The organism is Lysinibacillus fusiformis (assembly GCF_002845985.1).
Lineage (GTDB): Bacteria > Bacillota > Bacilli > Bacillales_A > Planococcaceae > Lysinibacillus > Lysinibacillus fusiformis_D.
In genome coordinates, this window is record NZ_PDFK01000011.1 from 56,525 (window position 1) to 79,124 (window position 22,600).

Consider the following 22,600-nt stretch of genomic DNA (forward strand, 5'->3'; position numbering starts at 1 on the left):
CCTATTTTCCTTCCTCATGTTATTTCTTCACCACATCAAAATTGGCTCCAATTAATACCCAATTTTGAGGGAATGGTAGCCCCAACTTCCAATAACCAATACCACGGAGATTATATTGTTTAATAAGATTGAATTTTGCTTGAATAGATCTAGCATCTTCAAACCACACCATATGTGCCCTACCTTGCTCATCATAGTATTCAAAGAATGGTGCTTGGGCTCGCCAATCAAACTGAATTGCTGCATTATAACGTTTGGCAATTTCAATGGCTCTTTGTGGGCTAAGTGCTTCCGCGTACGGCCCACCCTGTACAAAAGGTAACGTCCAGTCATAGCCATATAAATTTTGTCCAAGCATAATTTTACTTGCAGGTATTTCACTAATCGCATATTTTACAACAGCTTCTACCTCTGGGAGAGGCGAAACGGCCATTGGCGGTCCTGCAGAATATCCCCATTCATAGGTCATGAGTAAAACAAAGTCGACTATTTCTCCATGCGCCCTATAATCATGTGCTGCTGTCCATGGACCTCGTTCACTATCACTTGTTTTTGGAGCTAGTGCAGTAGACACTGTATATCCTTGAGCATGGAATTTTTCGACAGCTCTTCTTAAAAAATTGTTATAAGCTTGTCGTTGATCTGCTGGCAAATTTTCAAAGTCAAAGTGGATATCTTTCACTTCCCCAAGTCGCTTTGCTTCTGCAAGAATATTATCAAATAATAAATCTTGAACAGCCGTACTTTGAAAAATATCTCTCGCTAACTCGCCACTAAAACTAAAATTCTCCAGATTGGAAATAACCATAGCCAGAGATGCTCCCGTATCATCCGCAATTTGTGTCACACCTTGACTCGGTGGTCTCTGTAGGGTTCCATCCCTTCTTGCCTCATAACTGAATAAAGCTAAATATGTTAAATAGGGACCCGCTTCCCTAGCCTGATTCAAGAGGGCCTCGCTAACAGATGTTCCTCTGGGCTCTAAATACGCCAATGTTTCTGCCCTGGTTTTTGGCGGTTGTGGAATATATAATCTCGTTCCAATAGCTAATGGTTGATTGGGATTAATACCATTTACTTGAGCAAGCGTTACATAATTAATACCAAAGCGTTGCCCGATTGACCATAAGCTATCGCCTGGCTGTACATAATAAAAACTTCCGACAATTGGGATCACAAGAGCTTGCCCCACAACTAAACGATTTGGATCGGGAATTTGATTGGCCTCTACAATACTCTGAACCGTAGTCCCATACGCCTGCGCAATACCCCATAAAGACTCGCCAGCCCGTACAACATGTATTTGAATGATTTTGCCTCCTTCTCGCTTGATAAAATCATACCTATAAATCTTATGAAACCCGATAAGAAAAGATGTCTTGCTACAACACCACAAAAATCTATTACTTCGAATAGTGGATGAATTTTTGGATGGTGTATTTTGTCATCCTTTTTAAAATAGTTTTTTTATTAGTGTATGAATAATAATTTCCTAAGGCTTCGGAACCCCCATTCACCTGATTTTTTGTTTGCTATGTATTCTACTGCTGTATGCCATGTACTCGATAATATCCATGTTTTTACTTTCCCTTCATTTTAATGTTTTCAATATATCTAGTATCCTATCTTCTGCTTCTTCTCTACTATTTGTATAAGAAAACGCAAAATGATACACAACCCTAAAATATTTATCGTACAAACGTTCTATATATGACATATCCTTCTGTATAAATTCCCCCTCTTTCTACCTTATACATAAGTCTCTGTACGCTAGTTTTTGTCGCACTTTTCCCGAAATATTTAACGCAACTAGTATCATATGCCTTATTCTTTTCACTATCACCACTCTTGTATAATGAAATTATTGTAAGGAGGTGTTAGATTGCGTTTATTTTACCAGCAAAAAGTAATCGGCAAGAAATCTCGTAAGCTTCAAAAAATTCCATTTTCTATTGATGAGCCTGTTACAACTTTACAAGATTTACTTGTTCAACTTGTGACACAGCAGGTACAACAATTTAATGAAAAAATGGTCGATACACCACTTCATCTTTACTTAACGGATCAGCAATTAGATGACGCAACCCAGTATGGGAAAGTACATTTTGGAGAGAAGAAAAATGATTCTTTACAGTCAGTTGACCAAGCCATGTCCAATATGCTTCAAGCATTTCAAGATGAGCTGTTCTTGGTCCTTCACAATGAGGAATCGCTAGATTCTCTTACTACACCTTTAACCATACAGGAAGACGATGTTTTTACATTCATTAAATTAACTATGCTTGCAGGACGCATTTGGTAAGGAGGGATATTTCATGACACTTTCACATGAACAAAAAACATATTTTCAAGGTATAGTCGATTCCGCACCTATAGCTATACAGCCATTAGCTGCAGCATTACTAAAATATATGGACAACAGAGATTATGAAATAGAACAGCTGATTGCTGCTCAACAAAATTCAACACTTGAAGAGCTATTTAGTGGTCCACTATTTGACGTGCTTACGCTATTTTCTTCACAAGAACGTGCACTAAAGATTAAGAAACTAGCATTACGTTTTGATGCTACAATGTTCCAAACCGATGTTTTACGTCGATCATTTCGTTCATCTCAACCCGTGCAGGATCATCTTTTCCACTGTTTACAATTAATAGAAGAAATGCTGACCTTTGAGGAAATTACTTTGGAGGAGTTACTAGCGAATCATCATCAATACGAACATGGTACCTATCCCAATTACAGCTCTTACGTTTTGAAGAATGAAAATATAAAAGTAATGGGCTTTAACGTCTTTGAACAGTTGCTTGCTGACGAACTCTCTTTAGAAAATCCTTCTATTGAAGAGGTAGTGGAAAGTATTTTATTTGATGAGCATCACAGTAGCTTTTTCGGTCATCCGTTCATTCGGGGTATTTTTAAGTCCAATAACCACCGTATGCACGAGGCTCTTGGCAAATTATTAGTAGCAGCTGCCCGTCAAGAAGGGCTACGACAAGCAATCGTTGAAAATATTGACCATGGCAATCTTGTTGCACAGCTAAAAATGATGAAACTTATTCAAGAACATCAACTAACACGCTTCTCCTCTGTGATTCGAGCAGTCGATACTTGGATGGGGCTTGGCTATAATAGCTTTGAAAATCAAAAAGTGACGGAGGAAGTTTTAGCTTTAGCTGTCCAAGCCATCGAAGAAGATAACTTTGTTGAACAGCTACTAAAGAGTGAACGTACAATTGATATTTATGTCGCATTATGGGCAACTGCTACAAGAGACTATACAAGGCTAGATGCTGTCGTGACAACGCTCTTAAAGCGTAACAAACATATCCAGCTTACAACGCTTGCCTTTTTAAAAAATTTATCTAAGACCTCATTTACAGCGCCATTTGTGAAGGATTTAATTTTAACGACGAAAGATATCGAGTTATTTGCCTTTGCATGGGGCAATTTCCTCTATGCTAACCACTATATTAATAGCGAGTATGCAAGAGATCATGAATGGGATCAAAACCTTCAAAAATTCATGCAAGAAAATGCACAGTTGCAAGGCATTGAATATCTATTATTCGAACAACTAGAATGGGCTAAGAATGAAGTTACAAAAGAAGGGCTGAATATTACAGGTAAACCTTTATCCTTTGTCCATGTCCATTTATCATTAGAAGATTTAATTTCAACCCAAATTATTTTGGCCCATCATGTACAAGATGAGGTATTATTCCAACGAATTATTGCACAGGCAGATTCCTACTCACCATCAAGTAGAATCGGCTTACTTAATATTTATTGTCTTGATCCTAAAACACAAGGTCAACGTGAATTTTTATTTAATTCTTTACGAGATCGCAGCTCCATCAATCGTTCTCTTGCATTGAAAAAAATACATGCTCTGACACCAACCGAAGAAGAAATCGTAAAAATTGAAGATCTTTTAGCTAATAAATCAGGGGCACTTCGTAAAGAGGCTATCTCCTTGTTAAAAGCTCAACCACAGGACCCGTTATTGCAAAGTGCTGAACGACTGATAAAAGATAGTAAGCAGTTAAAAAGGCTTGGAGGACTTGAATTACTGTTAGAAGCTTCTAAGGACGACAATTTAACGAGTGAGCAAATTACCACTTTATGTTCCTTATTACCAAAAATAACAAAAAGTGAACAAGTTCTGTTAGAACAATTAGTAGCAAGGGATGTACCACAGTATAACGAGCGCAATGGCTTTGGCTTATATACGCCGCATTCCCCTATTCAATATGATCGTATTGCCGATGGGGCCATTCAAATGAATGGTGAAGAACCTTGGCAGCAGCTTGTTCCTTTCTATGTACAGACACCGACACCATTTGAACAATTTTTTCAATATGATATTGAAAAATTGCTGTCGAAGCTTGAGCAACTTATCCAAGTACTTGATGAACATGCTGAACTTGAGTATGAGACGTACCAATGGAATGATACGCCTATTACTACAACGTTAGGACAACAATATAGTGTCCTGACAGATAAAACGGACAGTCGGCGAGATGCTAGTCTAGATGCTTATCCTATTCCTGAGGAAATTGTTCAATGGATCAAGTCATCTCTATTTAGCCGTGAGGACTTAGTCTATTTTAATTTCTACAATAATCTATCAGAATACCCTGCTGCCCATAATCTTTCCGATGCAGCCCATACACTTATTAAACCTTTCTTCCAATACGAAGAAATTAAAGCACGAGTTGTTCAATTTGATTCCTTGAAATATAACTATACGATTCAACAAATTTTCTCTGTGCTATCGCAAGATAGCGATAAAATTTCAGGAGAGACAATGTTGCATAAAGAAGCTCTCTCATTACTAGAAAAGCATGCTCCTGAATTTAATAGCTTTGAACAGGCTATCGGCATAATGCTACAGCTATTCAAACAAATCCCTGCAGATCAGTGGCAGCTTGATGTTAGAGAGCAAAGTTATTATTACTATCGTTCTACATCTACTATTATTGATTTGGATGTTATTGAGACATTTGTAGAGCGATGCTGGTCTGGTTACTCAACCTATGGTGAATATGTCAAAATGCTCGCGATCAATGAAGAGCTTACAAAGCGTATGAAAAACGAAGGCTATAGTGCTAATGTATACAATTTATCACTGTTCCAATATTTAGATGCTATGAAGGCTGGGTTATTGACACAGGATCATTTATTTGAAGCCATCTTTACTGATACACTTGCTTCAGAAATATTTAACGAGCCTAATAAATTACTAGAACGCTATCAGCAGTCATTTGAAGACTTAACAGATTTTTTTGCTATTCGTGAACAAGCGATTGATCGTATTTTAGCCATAGAGCTAAAGCGTGGTGATACACCTACCACTGTAACCAAGCTTGCTAGTAATATTTCTTATTTTGAGGGTATTCATTATTTCTTACAAATTCTACAGGCACTTGATGGAGAAAAGCTTGCACGAGGTTATATTTGGCAAGCCGAAACGAAAAAGGATGTATTCTCTCGATTGCTAACTAGCTGCTACCCTAAAAAAGAAGAAACGGCACAGCAATTAAAAGAGGCGTGGGAACAAACAGATATTTCAAAAGAACGTTTAATCGAAGCCATGATGTACAACCAGCATTGGATAGACCTTGTCAGTGAGGTCATTGACTGGGATGGATTAAAGGAATCAGCCTGGTATTTTATCGCCCATACAACTGATTCTTTATCAGACTTTGCCAAAGATCAGATTGCCCTCTTCTCTAGCATAACTGCTGAGGATTTTCGTGATGGTGCATTCGATTTAGCTTGGTTCCAAAGTGCCTACGAAACACTTGGTGCAAAAAAATTCAAACTCGTCTATGATGCAGCAAAATATGCTTCTGAAGGAGCCAACCATCGTCGGGCACAGCTTTATGCAGATACGGCTATCGGTAAGCTCAGTCCCAAACCATTTATGCAAGAAATTCAAGACAAGCGTAATAAAGATAAATTACGCGCACTTGGCCTGATTCCTTTAAATAAATCTGATGATAAAGATGCCCTAACACGCTATCAATTTATTCAACAATTTTTAAAGGAAAGTAAGCAATTTGGTGCGCAACGCCGGGCTAGTGAAGCACGCGCAGCCAGTATTGCACTAGAAAACTTAGCACGCAATGCTGGTGATGGAGAAGCCACACGCTTTACATGGCGTATGGAATTATCAGCCTTTAACGACATCAAGCATTTATTTAAAGCACAACAAATCGAGCAAATTACAGCTCATTTGCAAATTGAAGAAGATGCGTCTGTAGCCATTGTCGTTGAAAAGGATGGTAAACGTCTAAAGAATATTCCTGCTGCATTAAAAAAACATGCTGCTATTGTAACCTTGCAGGAAGCTCGAAAAGATTTACAAGAACAATATAAACGGGCGCGTCCAGCACTGGAGCAGGCTATGGAATTAGAAACCGTATTTTCAGCTGATGAGCTTATCCATTTATTAGCTCATCCGATTCTAGCTCCCCTTTTACAAAAGCTCATCTTTATCAGTGATGAACATGTTGGCATGCTTACACCAGATGGCTTACAGCTTTTATCTGCTGACATTGTGGCACTGGCACCAACGTCCGCCATCAAGATTGCCCACCCTTATCACCTTTTAGAAAGTGGTCAATGGAGACAGTGGCAAGCCTATATGTTTGAGCACAAAATACAACAACCATTTAAGCAAGTGTTCCGTGAGTTATATCTCATCAATGCAGATGAAAAAGCACAAAAACAATCATTGCGCTATGCAGGACATCAGGTAAATCCATCACAAACAATAGCTTTGCTGAAAACACGAGGCTGGCAAATGAGTTATGAAACAGGTCCTCGTAAAGTGTATTACAAGGAAAATATTGTGGCATCCTTGTATGCACAGTCAGATTGGTTTACCCCAGCAGAAATTGAAGCACCTGCAATCGAAGGGGTTTACTTCTATGATCGTCTAACCGGCAAAAATATCGTGTTAGATGTTATTCCTGCTACGATATTCTCTGAGGTTATGCGAGATATTGACCTTGTTGTCAGCGTTGCTCATATTGGTGGTGTAGATCCTGAGGCAAGTCATTCTACTGTTGATATGCGCAGTATTATTGTAGAAGAATTAGCTAAATTATTGAAGCTAAACAATGTGGAAGTGAAAAAACAGCATGCCCTCATTGAAGGTAAGCTAGCAAGCTACTCCTTACATTTAGGAAGTGGTGTGGTGCATCAAGTAGGTGGTTCGATGATTCCGATTATTGCTGTTCCATCACAGCATCGTGGACGAATTTTCTTACCAATGGTGGATGATGATCCACGCACAGCCGAAATCATGTCAAAACTGTTATTACTAAGTGAAGATACTAAAATTAAAGATCCTGCCATTTTAACTCATATTCGTAGCTATGAACAAATGCGCTAATGTAAGCCAAGTAAAAACAGGTGACAAAACAAGTCACCTGTTTTTATTGTACATCCGTTTTAATCATTTCAAATAATAGTGGTACATTCGTACCTCGTTGCAATGAATGGCAACCTTCCATTAAAAACGACCAACTTTTCTTTATTTTTTCCCTATAAGGTAGCTCTGAACTAACCGGGAGATAGGCTCTCAAATATTCTTCAATTGTGCCAGATAGATTGTCCATAAACGCATCTGCTTTTTGTATTTTTTCTGTTGGGATTTCATTGCGCTCATCCCATAAAACATGCTCTAAATTCGTAGAGAAATAAAACAATTGATAAGGTACTTTCATACGATTAATGCTAAAATGGTCGTTGGCAATTAAAATTTTAGCATTCTTCGCTTTCATATCATTACGTTGTTCAATTTGTTCTTTACGCTTAGCTGACTTCACTAAAATAGCATCCTCAGTATAAAATAAATTTTGCTCAATTTTCTCATCTACCTTGACACATTCCGGTGCAATAAAGCAACCATCCGTATCTGTAATATGAACGACAGCAGTTAAATCATTTGCTAAAAATTTATATTTTTCAAGATAGCTTTGGATTACTCGTACCACACTATTTTTAATATTCGGGATACGTTTATGGGCATCCCATTTTGTCAAAATATCTTCACGTTGTACATCAAAACGTATGGTTGAATTCGCAAAGTGAGCATCTAAATAATCCTCTAAAATGATTTGCTCCGTTTGTCCTTCCACAATGATTAAGAGTACCTTTTTAGTCATACTGAACACCCGCTTTACGAAAAGCACGTTTAATTTTAAATGTTTTGGTTTCCTTATAGACATCTTCATCCTGTCCACCAAGTTGAATAGCACGTAAGTAGACATCTCTAGCATTATTTACTTCTTTAATGCCTTTTAGCTGCATATAGCGGTGATTTTCATTTGTCGTTGTAAACCATAAGTTTTTAATAGCTAGCACCTCTAACACACGTAGATTATGGGATGTAAAAATAAGTTGTCCTTTTCCATCCTCATCTATCACTGTTAACAACTCACCCAACAAATATTCAAATACTCCCGAATCTAATTCATCAATAACCACACAGGCATTCGGATTATTGTAGACAGCTATCAATACACTAAGAACAGAAATGATCTTTAAAATCCCCTCAGACTCTGTTCGCAGCGGTAATTCCCTCTCTCCACGCTGTGATAAAAATTCAAAACGAATTCCCGGCTCACCATTATCCATCATTTGCTTTGTAATCACATTAATTTTAATAGTTAGACCTGGAATAATAGCCGTTAACACACGGTTACTTTGCTCAATTACTTCACATAATGCATAGAATGCATCCTCTCGTAATATTGCTGGTCCCTTTAAATCGTAAGGTATTAGACCTCTCGTTTTCTCTAAATGAATACTAAACGGCATGATCCGTTCTTCAAATAATGGTGCTATATTTTGATTATTAACAACATGTAAGTCTCTATTAAAATCAACCGCAATATTTTGAAGTAGTTGCATTTCTTGCTCCGAAAGTCGTTCCTGTAACAATGGCTTTACATCTTTATGGAATAGAAATGACATATATTGCTTTCTTGCTAACTGTTGAATAACAAGTAATTGGATACGTGCCTGCTCACTTAAATCAGCCAGTTTTGATTGACGAATTCGGACGTCCTTCTCTGTTACAGCTACTAATATCTTTGAACGCTTCCCTTTAGCATTTTCTCGATAGCTAAGACGTTCCAGCGTTGTATATAACCGATGCTGATCCTCCTGTAGCTCCACATAGTAATTTACATAAAACGTCCCAAATTGATTTTCAACTAAAAATTCGACATCTATGCAGGCTGTTTGCTCACCTGCTAAGATAAGTCGTTTTTCTTGTGAGGGTAGTTTCACTTCAGCAAGCCAACCCGATATAAGTGTCTTTAATATTTCAAATGCATCCACAATGGTTGTCTTTCCAGAGCCATTCTGTCCATACAGCCCTACAACATTTGCTTGTAGAAATGTCTCAAAATTTACTCCTAGTACAATTTCGCCTTGTCTTACATTTCGCAAATTTTGTATGTTCATCTTTTTTATTTTAATAATCGCCATTTGCTAAACATCCTTTTAACCTTTTTCCTTATTATAATGAAAATTGTTATATTTTATAACAATTTCAACCTTAAGTATCGACTAGCCTAAAGCCTATGGCAATTATCGCAATAGGCATATGTTAGAAAAAATGAAGAAAGGTGTGTTTCATTGGTTTATCCTAGATTAGCTCCTGATGATTTTAACAGTCAATTTCGCCCAGGTATGAAAATATGGGTAACACTCCCCACAGGTACTTATGCAGGTACATTGATTCGAACATTTGGCACGGGAGGAAGAACAGCTGAAATCCAGCTAGATAACGGTCAAATAGTGACTGTGGATGTTAGTCAAATTACTGCCGCAGGTACAGGTACACCACCTGGTAGTTCCTATCCTCCGCCATATCCACCACCCTATCCACCACCTTATCCGCCGCAACCATACCCTCCACGTCCATATCCGCCACAACCTTATCCACCGCAACCCTATCCTCCACGTCCATATCCACCACAGCCCTATCCGCCGCAACCTTATCCACCACGTCCAGGAGGGCAATATCCCGGTTTCCCACCACCATTAATACCAGGATTGCCTAATATTTTACCAGGTATCTTTGGTAATCCTCGACCATAGCCAATTAGAAAAGGTTATTTCTTTGTTCATCTTTGAATAAAGAAATAACCTTTTTTTCATTTTATTCCCATAATAAAAATGACAGAAAACCATAGCATTCTCAATGCATATCAGACATTACAAAATAAGTAAAAAGCCCTAACAAGGAGTTGAAAAATAGGATATCCACCAAATTTTTAATTCAATTGAAATCGACTAGTTCCAAGCAAACTTCTTTTTTATACTAGTAATCTTTCGAGTTTTTGTAAAAATACAGACTAAAATACAAAATAGACAGACTAAAAAACTAAATTCCATTCTTTAATTTTATAAATCTAGACTTTAAATAGTAAGTTTTCTGGGTTGTGAATCAATTTTTTTGGCAGTATAGTAGTTTAATGTTAGGGGATAAATAGATTACTTTGCATTCATAAATATTTAATATGCATCTGGACTTCTACGAATAACATCACAATCTTCAATGTGCAGTACATTGACTAAATTATCCATTTCTTATCCTTAGCTTGAAATATTTGTTATATCATATTAGGAGGAAAAGTATGAAAAAACGCAAGAAGCAGCATATGTCCATTAGCAAAAAACTAACCGTAATAATGGTAAGTATTTTATTATTATTTGGTTTAGTTACTTTAGGCCTTTCTTATTATATTGTCAGAAATAGTAATTTAACAGATATGGATCAATCGCTCTCTGACAAAGGCATGATCTTAGCAAAAACGATTGATATCAATACGTTGAAATCAATACTAGATAATCCAACAAACAGTAACTCCGACGCCTTAAAATTAACAAGAGAAATGGATGCGATCAATGACAATTCTGATAGCATTACCAATCTATTTTTAATTACGGTTAATGGAGAAAATATTAATGCACCTGTTCTTTCATCTAGTATACTAGAACTAGGTGCTGAATATAATCAAGATATGATTGCTATGGGTTTATCTCCCGATTTCCTAGCAAGAATCAAAGAGGTTTTTAACACAAAAAAAGCAACAGCAACAGATATTTATAGCGATGAGTTTGGTAGCTACAAAACGGGCCTCACACCCATTTTAGATGAAAATGGTGATATGTTGGCTGCATATGCCATTGACTATGACGTATCGATGGTAACTGGAAAAGCCATGTCTGAAGCTCTATGGACATTATTAGTCACTGTTATTTTCTTAATTGGTTCATCTATTGCTGTATACACTCTTTTGAGAAAAAAATTAACACCAATTCAACAGCTTTCCTTACAATCTAAAAAAGTAGCAGAAGGTAATTTAGAGCTTGAACCATTATCCGTTACTTCTACAGATGAAATAGGAACGCTCACACAAAACTTTAACTTAATGATTGAAAATCTAAAAACTGTCATTAAAAGTACAACAAACGTTTCTGCTCGTGTGTCAAACACAGCCAACGTTTTATCGGCAAATATGCAGGAAGCTTCCGATTCTTATAATAATGTAGCTTCTTCCATGCAAGAAATTGCGAGTGGTGCGGATCTCCAAGTTCAAAAGGCAAAAGAGAGTACGATTACTATTGAAGAAATGAGTATTGGTATCCAACGCATTGCGATGACATCCAATCAAATTTCAGAATCCTCTATCTTAGCATCAGAGGAAGCTGAAAGAGGTAATGAATCGACAAATAAATCAGTTGCACAAATGAATGCGATTAGTAAAGCTGTGAATCAGTCTGCTGCTTCTGTTAAATTACTTGGCGATCACTCCAATAAAATTGAAGAAATTGTGGGCATTATTACGGGAATCGCTTCCCAAACAAATTTACTGGCATTGAATGCAGCCATCGAAGCTGCCCGTGCTGGAGAAGCTGGTAGTGGGTTTGCAGTGGTTGCTGACGAGGTACGTAAGCTTGCTGAACAGTCTGAGGCATCTGCACGGGAAATTTCTACACTTATTTCTCATATCCAGCATGATACAAACGAATCTGTCAATATCATGGTTCACGCTGTAGAAGAGGTCGATCATGGAATTGTTATGATTAATGATTCAGAAAAATCATTTAGCCAGATTCTAACTTCCATTCATCATGTAACAGGACAAATTCAAGAGCTTTCTGCTACGATTGAAGAAATGGCAGCTGGTATGGAAGAAGTAACATCTGCTGTTAAAGATATGGAAGACTTCTCTATCAATTCAAAAGACAATACGAGAGCAGTTGCCGCAACTTCTGCCTCTCAGCTGAATACCGTACAACGAGTTTCTGAAGAAGCTCAAGTATTATCCGAGTTATCTGATGAACTATTAAATGTTGTTAATACCTTTGTAGTGAAATAAAAAAGCGAAAGGGCTGCTCTTATCAGGAGATGTATGTCCGTTAGAATTCTGAGAATGATTCATTTTCTGTGGAACTAATGGCATAAACACTCCTTCATAAGTGTCTGCCCTTTTCTAAAATAGGAGTTGTCATGATTGAATAATAAACGAGAATTTGATGTATACCCATTAGAGAATAATACGCATTCTTATGAGCCACAAACTCTACCATCCAATCGTACACAACTGTTGAACGAAGAAGATTTACTAGCCTATCAAACTTTAAACCAAACATTAGCTGACTACGATCAAAACACCACAATACCTGACGTATTTTATCAGGCAGCACAACAGTTTGCTGAACGCATTGCATTGTCCTTTGAAAATGGTAAGATGACCTACCATCAGCTAAATGAACAATCCAATCAAGTTGCTCATATGCTAATAGCAAACGGTCTGCAAAAAGGAAACTATGTGGCAATCGTTATGGAACGAAGTAAAGAAACAATCATCAGCCTTTTAGGTGTCCTGAAAGCTGGTGGTGTATATGTTCCTATTGATCCAAGCTACCCGAAAGAACGGTGTCAGTATCTATTAAACGATACAGGTGCCCCGTTTATTCTAACGAAAAACGAACATACAGTATTACTGAATGATTTCATACATAATGATTCCCAAACACGTACAGTGTTAACGATCAACCAATCAGAAAAAGGCTACTCACAGGAAAATCTAACTTGTGAAATACATCCATCCGACCTAGCCTATATTATTTATACTTCTGGTTCTACGGGCAAACCAAAAGGGGTTATGCTTAAACATGAATCTGTTATTAATTTGATTACAGATAATCAAAGAATCTACCATTCAACACAAGACGATGTATATTCTCAGTTTATCTCCTATAGTTTTGACCCATCAGTAACAGAGACTTTTACCGCTTTCTTTTCTGGAGCAAGGCTTCATATGCTAACAAGTGTGGAACGTCTATCGATTGAAGCATTTGCTGATATGATTGGTCGTGAGCAAGTAACCGCTGCCACTGTACCCAATGCTTTCTTTACACAGCTAGCAACACATTTACCTGTAGAATACCGAGAAAAACTGACAACACTAAACTACCTATCTGTTGGTGGCGAAGCTCTATTACCTGCTGTCGTTCAAAAATGGCATGAAAAATTTGGATTAACTACAGAAATTATTAATCTTTACGGACCAACTGAATGTACAGTATTGTCCTCTTACTTCAAGATAAAGGATTCTATAATAGATAAACAATCCAGTATTCCTATTGGCAGACCAATCGCTAATTATGAGATGTATGTTGTTAATGACGATGAGCAGCTTTGCCCAGTTCATGAAACTGGAGAATTATGTATTGCAGGTGCTGGTTTAGCAGCAGGCTATTTACATCAGCCAGAAAAAACGGCTGAGGTATTTGTACCTCATCTATTGAAGCCAGAACAAAAAATGTATCGTACAGGTGATTTAGTTCGCCTATTACCTAGTGGTATTATTGAATTTGTTGGGCGCAAGGATTCACAAATCAAAGTAAGGGGCTTCCGTATTGAGCTTGGAGAAATTGAAACGGTGTTAAGCAATCATCCTAACATTCAGGAAGTCGTAATCATTGCGAAGAAAAAGTCCGATGGTAACAATCATTTATTTGCCTACTATACAGTGACTAGTGGTATACAACTTGAGGAAGATATTTTAAGAGACTACCTGTCAACTCTTCTACCAGATTATATGGTGCCTGAGCGTTTTATAGAATTGCCTGAAATGCCGCTTTCTCCTACAGGAAAAATCGATCGAAAACAACTAGCATCACTGGAAGTGGTTTTATCGCGTAGCCATGCATACAGCGCACCCCAAAATAATATACAGCAGCTGCTAGCTACCGCATGGGAAAAGGCACTTGGTATCGAGCCAATAGGCATTCACGATAATTTCTTCCATATTGGAGGTCATTCATTAAAAGTGCTTGAAATTCTTGTACAAGTGAAAAAGCATATACCATTCTTAAAAATACAAGATTTCTTCCACTACCAAACGATTGCAGAGCTAGATCAATATATTCGTCATTATCAGCCGGAAGCTAATGACAATCAAGAGCAACCAGCTAATCTTGTTTTTAAGGATTTAATGGAGCCAAGTCCGCTGCAAGTCTCTCAAACTGTAAGACCCTTGCCAATGACGTCGGTATTATTAACAGGAGCTACAGGTTATTTAGGAAGCCATATATTATACGAGCTGTTAACAGTAACAAATGCACATATTTACTGTCTTATTCGACCAGGTGCCCATGCAACGATTGAGGACAAGCTAATGGATAGTATGCAATTTTACTTTGGCAACGATCTTGTTCATCCTATGAAAGAGCGTGTCACAGTTATCCCAGGCGACTTAGGAAAGCAACAACTTGATTTATCTGATGAAGCTGAACAAATGTTGCTGGAAAAAATCAATGCAATCATTCATTGTGGTGCAGATGTACGTCATTTTGGTGCGGCTGACCATTTCAATAATGTCAATGTGAATGGTACTCGCCATTTGCTTGAAATAGCTAAACGAAAACCGGGTATGCATTTCCATTATGTATCAACAATTGGTATTCCAGAGGAGTTAGCTGCCATTCAATGGGGCTCAAATGAGGCAAAAGGTAATTTTAATTACGATGTGAAGCTTAATAATGTGTATACCCAAAGTAAGCTAGAGGCGGAAAATCTTGTTCGAAATGCTGTAAATGATGCCATTCCTATTTCCATTTATCGTGTAGGAAATTTAAGTTGTCACTCTGAAACAGGCAAATTCCAACGTAATATTGATGACAATGCCTTTTACCGTATGATTAAATCGATGCTTTATTTAGGTAAAACACCTACTGCACAATGGCATGTTGACTTTACTCCTATTAATTATGCGAGCCAAGCACTCGTTTCTCTGGCGAGTCAGCCAGCAGCAAACGGTCATGTCTTCCATTTATGTAATCCTGTATCGCTTCCTTATTTAGAATTAATCGACATGATTAAGGAATTTGGCTATGATCTATCAATCGTTTCAGCACAGGAATATACAAATTGGCTATTGCATAGTGAGCATACAAAAGAAGCACAGGAATATTTATCGTTAGCCATTGCTCAGCTTGAAGGTGATGGAGCTGGTGATTCCCCGTTTATTTTCAATTGCAAAAAAACACTAGAATTTTTAGTCAATACGAAAATTGAATGTGCAGTACCTAATACAGCCTTTATTCACAGAATGATTCAATATGGAATAGATACAGGCTACTTCCCTGCTCCAAGTCAAGTCAACATAAGATAATCAAACAGGATATACAGCTATTTGCATATCGTTAACACTAACAGAGTAGGATACTTTTTTTAAGTACTCCCTTCTGATATTTAACGAAAATTTAAGAAATACAGGATTTTGCAGGATCAGCAATGAGCATTGCTTGGTTGGGCATGTGCTATAAACCTCATTTGTTTGATACCATTAATATTAAGCGAGCCAAGAAAGAACTTTCTAGCTCGTTCTCGATTCACAACATCCTTTATCCATCTGCCGAAACAATTACAATGTTTAATAGAGAGCTGCTTCCATTGCTATAACAAAAAGGAGGAGAAATTAATAATTTCTCCCCCTTTTTTAAGCTGTCTAATCGACTCTCTTATTTAAATAAGTCTGGATACATCTCTTTTGCTAATGCTTCCATTCCATCTATTGTGTTGTAGCCATAACCAAACATGTAATTATAATCTACGATATAAATTTGTTTATTTTTAATAGCTTTCATGCTTGAAAGTTTAGGATTTGCATAAATTTCTTCGCGTACTTTTGTTAGATCAGAACCATCCCAGTTAGGAAGAATTAATACATCTGGATCTGCTGCAATTAATGTTTCAACACTTACATCGCCTGTTTCATCTTTGAAAATGTTATCTAATTTAACCATTTTGAATGCGTCATTGAAGAATGTTTCATCGTGAGCTGGGTATACAAAAAGCTCTTTTGGATCATTTGTATGCAAATAAGCAAAAGTTTTTTCTTCTTTAATACTTTCTAATTTTGAAGAAATGTTTTGTTGTCGCCCTTTTAATTCTTTAATAAAGCTATCCGCTTTGTCTTGCACTTTGAAAATTTTACCGATATTTTCGATATCTTTGTAAATAGAATCATATGTGCCACCTGTTACAGATGATTCTAAAACATATGTTTTAACGCCCATTTCATTAAGTGAGTCTACTGTCCCTACGCCCCATTCAGCATTATCAAATAAGCCACCGCGACCAAATACAAGATCAGGATCAGTTCCTAATGTAACCTCTTTCCCTACATACTCATCACTTAAAATATTTAACTTAGCGTATTCTTCTTCTACAGATTTATCGACTGCACCAAAGTTTGCACCGACACCAACGATTTTATCACCTAATCCTAAATGTAATAATAATTCTGCTGCTGGGCGTGTATTAGCCATAATTCTTTCAGGTGCTTTATCGAATACTTGATCTTTCTTTTCCCACGTTGAGCCTCCCTCAGCCTTTGCAAAGTTAGCAACTGTCAGTGGATAATAATCTTTTGTTTGTGTTTCCTCAGCTGTATTTTTTGATGTGTTACCACAAGCTGTTAATGTTAATAAAGCTGCTAAACCAATTCCTAATAATAGTTTTTTCTTCATGATTTTCCTCCTATAGTCCATATGCAAAGCCTAATCCGTTTGTCACTGGATTAGTAAACGTTTGACATTTAATATGATATAAAGCTTCTATTGTTTCCGGTGTTAAAACCTCTGCTGGTGTGCCATGCGCATAGATTTCACCATCTTTGACCGCATAGAGATAATCACAGTAATGGGCTGCCATTTCTAAATCGTGAAGCGCTGCTAAAACACCGATGTTTAAACTTCTAACACAGGATAGTATTTCGATTTGATAACGAATATCTAAATGGTTTGTTGGCTCATCCAAAATCATAAATTTAGGCTGCTGAGCAATCGTTCTTGCTAAAATAACTCGTTGCTTTTCGCCACCAGATAGTGAAAGAAAACTACGCCCTCTATAGGATTGTAAGTTCGTACGCGTTAACGCCTCTTCCACTATGTCAAAATCCTTTTGGTTATCTGACTCTAGCATTTTTTTATGAGGTGTTCTGCCTAACATCACCATTTGCTGTACCGTTAAATCAAAATGCATTTCATTGAATTGCCCAACTACACCTAAGTGCTGAGAAATCTTTTTTTCAGGACTCTTCAAAACATCTAAATCATCTAAAAAAACCATCCCTTTTTGAGGCACAAGGCTTTTATAAATACTTTTCAACAAAGTTGACTTTCCGCATCCGTTTGGTCCGATTAAGCCCACAAATTGTTGCTTATTCACATGAATGGATATGTTTTTTACTATTTCCTTTTTGCCGATCTTTACCTCTATTTCCTTTGCTACTAATTCCATTGTTCTACCCTCCGAAGTTGTAACCTTTTTTTACAATCATATAGATAAATAATGGCGATCCAATGACAGAAGTAATGATACCAATTGGTAATTCAACATTTTGGATTAATGTTCGAGACAGAATATCCGCCCAAATCATGAAAAGACCACCTAAGAGCAATGTTCCTAACATTAATCGTTTATGGTCTGCTCCAAAAATGCCTCTCGTGATATGTGGAATAATTAAACCAACAAAACCGATCATACCCGCATAAGCAACCATTGTTCCTGTAATGAGCGAAGTAAGGATCATGTACAATTTGCGATAAGCACTTAGATTGATACCTAATGTGATAGCTGATTCATCTCCAAGTAGCATTGTATTTAGCACACGATGTTGGAAAAGGAATAACGCAGCCCCTAGCACAATCACAATTGTTAAAATCGGTGTTTTATCCCAGCTAGCAGAGGCCAAGCTTCCCATAGACCAAAACGTAACGGTTTTAATGCCCTCAGCATTATTCGCAAAAAAGATAATAAGACTTGAAAAAGAACTACATAATGCTCCAATGACAACACCTGATAAAACAAGTTTGACTGATGTCGCTTTACCACCAATGCTGGATAAGATCAGCACTGCCATAGAGGTAATCATCGCCCCTGCAAATGCTCCAAAGGCTACCCCAAACTGTGCCAACAATGCACTACTTCCAAAACCAACTAGAATGGCAAAGGTTGCACCCAATGACGCCCCTGAAGAAATACCAAGTATGTATGGATCAGCAAGGGGGTTTTGTACAACCGCCTGCATGACAGTCCCGCATAGTGCAAGTCCAACGCCAATCAATAATGCAAAAACCACACGAGGCATTCTGACCTGTAAAATAATATTCAAGTAGGATTCACTATCCACACTATCAAGCGAGCCAAGCTTCCCGTTGGATATAGTATGTAGCAAAATATCCATTGATTGCTTAAAAGGTATGCTGACTTGTCCTATTGATACAGAAAAAACGGCAGATATTAAAATGGCGCCTATTAAAAGCAAGATAATAACATAATAAATATTGCCCATTCCTATTCTGTTAGCTTCCTGATTATCCAAGATTTCACCTCTATCTAACAAACTATTAGTTAATGATAACGATTATCATTTTCATTTTGTATTGTAAGTGATAATCTTTTGAAAAACAACAGGAAAATTTTTAATTATAGATTATTCATACATTTAGTAGATGAATAATCCACTAATGGCGCTTTCATTCACTAAAATTATTTTTTCGTTGAGCATCACAACAATAAGTTTAGAAATCCCATTTATTATATAGAAGAGAAAATTTAGGAATTTCTAATTAACTAAATATAATCAACAATTAAATGCGAAAATGCTCGCTTTTATTTTTAACTATTGGTCTGTTTTATTTGGTTTATGATTATCTCATTGTTGAACTAGAGGAATTAGCTATAGGAGAATTGCAATTGGAATCCCCCTCGCCTAACTACCTTGACTAAAGGTTAGGCAACAGGAAAATCAGTAATCGATGATGGAGGTAAATTTAAACAATTTATTGGAGCTATGATGAAATCACCCTGCTGTTAAATGGATCATCGACTATAAATAGAGCTCATTGGAAAAAGGGGACTGAATGGGACAAATATAGAGCGATATACTTGTTACAAGCGCTGTACATTTAAGCTATTCATTATAAAAACCACTTCCCATAAAGTTATGGAAAGTGGTTATGTTTAGTCAAAAATTTTAGCTGAAACTAAAACTTACATCATGCCTGGCATACCGCCCATGCCGCTCATATCTGGCATTGCTGGTGCTGCTTCTGGAATATCTGCTACAACTGCTTCTGTTGTTAAGAATAGCGCTGCAACTGATGCTGCGTTTTGTAGAGCTGAACGAGTTACTTTTGCTGGGTCCACTACGCCTGCTTCCATCATGTTTACCCATTCGCCAGTAGCTGCATTGAAACCAATGCCAACTTCTTCACGTTTTAGGCGATCCACGATGATTGAACCTTCAAGACCAGCGTTATTAGCGATTTGGCGAACTGGTTCTTCTAAAGCACGTAAAACGATTTTCACACCTGTAGCTACGTCGCCATCTACTGATTCAGCTGCTTTTTCCACTGCTGCATAGACGTTAAGAAGGGCTGTACCACCACCTGATACGATACCTTCTTCAACAGCAGCACGAGTAGAGTTTAGGGCATCTTCAATACGCAGTTTACGTTCTTTAAGCTCAGTTTCTGTTGCAGCACCAACTTTGATAACTGCTACGCCACCTGCTAATTTTGCAAGACGTTCTTGTAATTTTTCTTTATCGAATTCTGATGTTGTTTCAGCAAGTTGTGCACGGATTTGACCAATGCGTCCTTCGATTGCGTCTGCACCGCCAACACCTTCAACGATTGTTGTATTGTCTTTTGTTACAACAACTTTTGCTGCACGTCCAAGTGAAGAAATATCCGCTGATTTTAGGTCTAAGCCTAATTCTTCAGTAATTACTTGACCACCAGTTAGGATAGCGATATCTTCAAGCATAGCTTTACGACGATCACCGAAGCCTGGTGCTTTTACTGCTACAGCATTGAATGTACCACGAAGCTTGTTCACAACAAGCGTTGCAAGTGCTTCACCTTCCACGTCTTCAGCAATGATTACTAATGGACGACCTTGTTGTACCACTTGTTCTAATAATGGTAATACTTCTTGAATGTTTGTAATTTTTTTATCAGTAATTAAAATGTATGGGTTATCAAGAACCGCTTCCATTTTATCTGTGTCAGTTACCATGTAGTGTGAAGCATAGCCACGGTCAAACTGCATACCTTCTACTACATCAAGTTCTGTTGTGAAGCCTTTAGATTCTTCGATTGTAATAACGCCGTCGTTACCAACACGCTCCATTGCTTCAGCGATCAGTTGTCCAACTTCATCATCTGCAGCAGAAATAGCAGCAACTTGTGCAATTTCTTCTTTATTGCTTACTGGACGAGAAATAGCGTGTAATTCTGTAAGTGCAGCAGCAACTGCTTTATCAATACCTTTGCGGATACCTACAGGATTTGCACCAGCCGTAACGTTTTTCAAGCCTTCACGAATAATTGCTTGTGCTAATACTGTTGCTGTTGTTGTACCGTCACCAGCGATTTCATTTGTCTTAGAAGCAACCTCTGCTACTAATTTTGCCCCCATGTTTTCATATGGGTTTTCTAGCTCGATTTCTTTAGCGATTGTTACACCATCATTTGTAATAAGTGGTGAACCGAATTTTTTTTCTAAAACAACATTACGCCCTTTTGGTCCTAATGTTACTTTTACTGTATTCGCTAATTTATCTACACCTTGTAACATTAATGAACGAGCGTCTTCTGAGAATTTAATATCTTTTGCCATGAGAATTTACCCTCCTGAAATGGAATATTCGTTAAGCTTCTTCAATATATTTATATCAATTTCATCTTATTGTCATTTTCGTTAAACAAACAATAAGCCTTCACCTTTATTTAAGGTGTGAATAATGTACTTATTCAATAATTGCAAGAATATCGCTTTCGCGTAAAATTAGGTATTCATTACCTTCAAATTTAACTTCTGTTCCAGCGTATTTAGAGAAAATAATGCGGTCGTCAACTTTAACGTCAAGCTCTACACGTTGCCCGTTCTCTAATACACGACCTGTCCCAACTGCTACTACTTTACCCTCTTGTGGTTTTTCTTTTGCAGAGTCAGGTAGTACAATACCGAATGCAGATTTCTCTTCTACCTCGATTAGTTCAATTACAATACGATCTCCTAGTGGTCTTAACAAGTGAAACAACCTCCTAATAATTAAATAATTGTTAAAATTTATTAGCACTCTATATCAATGAGTGCTAACACAATTATTATGATAATCAATCACACTTTTTTTTGCAAGCCAGAACTTCGAAAAATTTTGTTTTCTTTCCATATTCCTCTACAATAGAAAGGAAGCATATGAATGGAAAGGATTTTGACTGTGACTAATTCTCAAAAAATAACGAAACATAAAAAAACAGCCCTGTATGTCTTATTAATTTATATCTTGATGCAGATTTCAAGCAGATGGCTGCTCTTACCGTTTCATAAGCTCGTTATGAAGATAACTGGTCTAGCTTCTGAACAAGCGGCTCCCATTACTCAAGGCTGGTATATTGCCCTTAGTTTTGCTATTGCGCTCATTTTAAGCTTAATCCTAACATCTCGTGATAAAGCCTTTTGGAACATTTATCAAGGAAAAAAGGAAACGATCCCTCTTACAATTGTTTGGGGAATCTTCGGTTTCTTCCTCGTGTTCTTTGGTCAAATGATTGGTGCCGCTATTGAGATGGCTGTTTTCGGTATCGAAGGAGGTTCCCAAAATACCGCAGATATCGTCGCTATAGCTCAAGGTGCTCCCGTTGCTATATTAGCGATTGTTGTATTTGGGCCTATTTTAGAAGAATTCGTCTTCCGCAGAGTCATATTTGGCTCGCTTGTCCAAACAACAAATTTCTGGGTGGCGGCTATAGTAAGTGCCATATTCTTTGCGATTATCCACTTCGACTTCTCGCATATCTTGCTTTATACCATTTGTGGCTTAATATTTGCCTTTTTATATCACAAAACAAAACGCATTTGGACTTCTATTATCGCACACGTTATGCTTAATGGATTTGTGACACTTGTACAATTCTATGCAGAGCCATTGCAAAAGTTTCTTCAAGAACTAGAAAAAATGCAATAATTTTTTGTAAAGT

At 37.3% G+C, this 22,600-nt stretch carries 14 protein-coding genes; 6 read left to right on the plus strand and 8 right to left on the minus strand.

Features of this window, described 5'->3' with window-relative positions:
* Positions 1–19 precede the first annotated feature (19 nt).
* Positions 20–1,192, minus strand: coding sequence for a glycosyl hydrolase family 18 protein (locus tag CRI88_RS21330; protein WP_419185182.1), 1,173 nt, complete (start codon positions 1,190–1,192; stop codon positions 20–22).
* A gap of 690 nt (positions 1,193–1,882) precedes the next feature.
* Here CRI88_RS21330 and CRI88_RS21335 point away from each other — a divergent pair.
* Entirely contained in the window at positions 1,883–2,302 is a 420-nt protein-coding gene (locus tag CRI88_RS21335; RefSeq protein ID WP_058843580.1) for a hypothetical protein, read from the plus strand.
* 13 nt (positions 2,303–2,315) lie between these two features.
* Positions 2,316–7,406, plus strand: coding sequence for a DUF4132 domain-containing protein (locus CRI88_RS21340; protein ID WP_101967019.1), 5,091 nt, complete (start codon positions 2,316–2,318; stop codon positions 7,404–7,406).
* Between the two features lie 43 nt (positions 7,407–7,449).
* Here the strand turns inward: CRI88_RS21340 and CRI88_RS21345 are convergent, their stop codons facing one another.
* Positions 7,450–8,181 carry a hypothetical protein gene (locus CRI88_RS21345; protein WP_036118980.1) on the minus strand — a complete coding sequence of 244 codons (732 nt, stop codon included), beginning with the start codon at positions 8,179–8,181 and terminating at the stop codon, positions 7,450–7,452.
* On the minus strand, positions 8,174–9,487 hold the full coding sequence (locus CRI88_RS21350) for an AAA family ATPase (RefSeq protein WP_257982960.1): 1,314 nt from the start codon (positions 9,485–9,487) through the stop codon (positions 8,174–8,176). The genes CRI88_RS21345 and CRI88_RS21350 overlap by 8 nt, the downstream gene beginning before the upstream one ends.
* A gap of 174 nt (positions 9,488–9,661) precedes the next feature.
* On the opposite strand from CRI88_RS21350, the gene CRI88_RS21355 reads away from it, so the two are divergent.
* The 3 genes from CRI88_RS21355 to CRI88_RS21365 all read left to right on the plus strand — a co-directional run bounded on the left by CRI88_RS21355 (position 9,662) and on the right by CRI88_RS21365 (position 15,717).
* Positions 9,662–10,126: a hypothetical protein gene (locus CRI88_RS21355; RefSeq protein WP_036118983.1), complete on the plus strand. Its 465-nt coding sequence runs from the start codon at positions 9,662–9,664 to the stop codon at positions 10,124–10,126.
* A 539-nt stretch (positions 10,127–10,665) separates the two neighbouring features.
* Positions 10,666–12,414 carry a methyl-accepting chemotaxis protein gene (locus CRI88_RS21360; protein ID WP_036118985.1) on the plus strand — a complete coding sequence of 583 codons (1,749 nt, stop codon included), beginning with the start codon at positions 10,666–10,668 and terminating at the stop codon, positions 12,412–12,414.
* Positions 12,415–12,549: 135 nt separating this feature from the next.
* Entirely contained in the window at positions 12,550–15,717 is a 3,168-nt protein-coding gene (locus tag CRI88_RS21365; protein WP_058843577.1) for a non-ribosomal peptide synthetase, read from the plus strand.
* A 349-nt stretch (positions 15,718–16,066) separates the two neighbouring features.
* Here CRI88_RS21365 and CRI88_RS21370 read toward each other — a convergent pair whose 3' ends face one another.
* The 5 genes from CRI88_RS21370 to groES all read right to left on the minus strand — a co-directional run bounded on the left by CRI88_RS21370 (position 16,067) and on the right by groES (position 21,651).
* Positions 16,067–17,077 carry an ABC transporter substrate-binding protein gene (locus CRI88_RS21370; RefSeq protein ID WP_036118989.1) on the minus strand — a complete coding sequence of 337 codons (1,011 nt, stop codon included), beginning with the start codon at positions 17,075–17,077 and terminating at the stop codon, positions 16,067–16,069.
* Between the two features lie 10 nt (positions 17,078–17,087).
* Positions 17,088–17,849 carry an ABC transporter ATP-binding protein gene (locus CRI88_RS21375; protein ID WP_036118991.1) on the minus strand — a complete coding sequence of 254 codons (762 nt, stop codon included), beginning with the start codon at positions 17,847–17,849 and terminating at the stop codon, positions 17,088–17,090.
* Between the two features lie 4 nt (positions 17,850–17,853).
* Positions 17,854–18,933, minus strand: a complete 1,080-nt coding sequence (locus tag CRI88_RS21380; protein WP_036118993.1) for a FecCD family ABC transporter permease — start codon at positions 18,931–18,933, stop codon at positions 17,854–17,856.
* A gap of 671 nt (positions 18,934–19,604) precedes the next feature.
* Positions 19,605–21,236 (minus strand): chaperonin GroEL, encoded by a 1,632-nt coding sequence (gene groL / locus CRI88_RS21385; protein ID WP_058843576.1) that lies wholly within the window; start codon positions 21,234–21,236, stop codon positions 19,605–19,607.
* Between the two features lie 130 nt (positions 21,237–21,366).
* Positions 21,367–21,651, minus strand: a complete 285-nt coding sequence (groES, locus tag CRI88_RS21390; RefSeq protein WP_004224358.1) for a co-chaperone GroES — start codon at positions 21,649–21,651, stop codon at positions 21,367–21,369.
* Positions 21,652–21,822: 171 nt separating this feature from the next.
* Here groES and CRI88_RS21395 point away from each other — a divergent pair, with 171 nt between their 5' ends.
* On the plus strand, positions 21,823–22,587 hold the full coding sequence (locus tag CRI88_RS21395; protein ID WP_058843575.1) for a CPBP family intramembrane glutamic endopeptidase: 765 nt from the start codon (positions 21,823–21,825) through the stop codon (positions 22,585–22,587).
* Positions 22,588–22,600: the final 13 nt, after the last annotated feature.